This window comes from Paenisporosarcina sp. P4_E4_2 (assembly GCF_056401595.1).
Window position 1 is genome coordinate 1 of sequence record NZ_JBFUJC010000526.1, and the last position, 1,338, is coordinate 1,338.

Annotated in this window: 2 protein-coding genes; one reads left to right on the top strand and one right to left on the bottom strand. The window is 32.6% G+C overall.

Features of this window, described 5'->3' with window-relative positions; all coding sequences use genetic code 11:
• Positions 1-332 precede the first annotated feature (332 nt).
• Positions 333-740 carry a hypothetical protein gene (locus AC1DSB_RS19380; protein ID WP_477587427.1) on the bottom strand — a complete coding sequence of 136 codons (408 nt, stop codon included), beginning with the start codon at positions 738-740 and terminating at the stop codon, positions 333-335.
• Positions 741-945: 205 nt separating this feature from the next.
• Here AC1DSB_RS19380 and AC1DSB_RS19385 point away from each other — a divergent pair.
• On the top strand, positions 946-1,338 hold a 393-nt coding region (locus AC1DSB_RS19385), incomplete at its 3' end, for a DUF3888 domain-containing protein (RefSeq protein ID WP_477587428.1).

Genomic DNA, 1,338 nt, shown 5'->3' on the forward strand with positions numbered 1-1,338 from the left:
CACTAGAAGATGCTATAGAGAGCTTTAAGTCAGAAAATAAAAGGAATCCTAATGATAATGAATTATTTTTCATAAAATCATTTGTTAACGACCATATTATTCAATCACTATAATTCTATAAAATACATCAAAAAATAACCAATGGCCACCTCATTTAAAATTGAAATGAGGTGGCTATTTAATTGGTTATTTTTTGTCAAATACGACATAAGTAGTATATATTTTTCAAATCTCTTGTTGAACTAAACTGCCCCGTTAGTTCAATAAGAAAAGAGCTGCTTAAGCAGTCCGATCTTCAACTAAAGCACCCGTTAGTTGAATAACACAATCCCTTATTTCGCTTCCACAACAAAACTTGTATAAGGCTTTTCATCAATAGTTACATCAATTTTCCATAACCCTAATTTGTCAAATCCGAATTTCGCTCCATTCTGTTCCGTTTCAATATTTTTTTCATGAAGTTTGACAGATTCACCAGTTTCTTTATGTGTAGCCGTCATTTTATATTTTTTTCCATTAAGTTCTTCGAGACTATCCAAGAAATAAACTGCATAAAGTCTTCCTTGTTTCGCTGGAAACTCAGGTTCATTGCTTTCTCCATTTACTTTAATAACACCAAATTTCCCTTTAGTTCCATGCAAAGTTAGATTATCGACATTGAATGTAGGACTTATATTCCAATCTCCATCATTAGCTTTTTCTTCTGTACATCCCAAAAGTAATAAAACTAAAACAAGCAACAGAAAACTTATACTCTTCAATCGAATAATTGAAATGTCATTTCCTCCTTTGTTCCATTTGTTTATTCTTTAAACGTTAAGCTGCCAAAGTAGCTCTAGGATCTTCAACTAAAGCACCCGTTAGTTTCAATAAGCACATACTTTATTCAGAAAAGGTCACAATACAATTAATTAGATAAAGTCGTAAAGAGGTGTATTGAAGAGAATGAAAAAGATGTTAATCGTTTTTATACTATCCCTTGTTGTTATTACTTCTTTTCAAACAACAATCCTTTCATCAGCTGAACCAACTCAAGACTCTGAAGAGCTTAGATTACAGGATATGCTTATGAACATGCTTACTCCTTATATTGCAAAAGATTTGAATAACTATTATTACCCGAAGATTTTAAAGGATTTTTCACCTCAGGTCACTCCATGGAAAATTGAAGTGATTGAAACAAGAAGAGTAAATGGTTTCCGTGGCTTTAAATTAGAAATTACATTTGATATTGAGCCTACCGATGGTGGACACTGGGTTCCAGTAGGGAAGGACCGAATGACCTATGAAATATCTGTTGGACCTGAGGTTAAATTGATAAATCACACGCATCTAAAG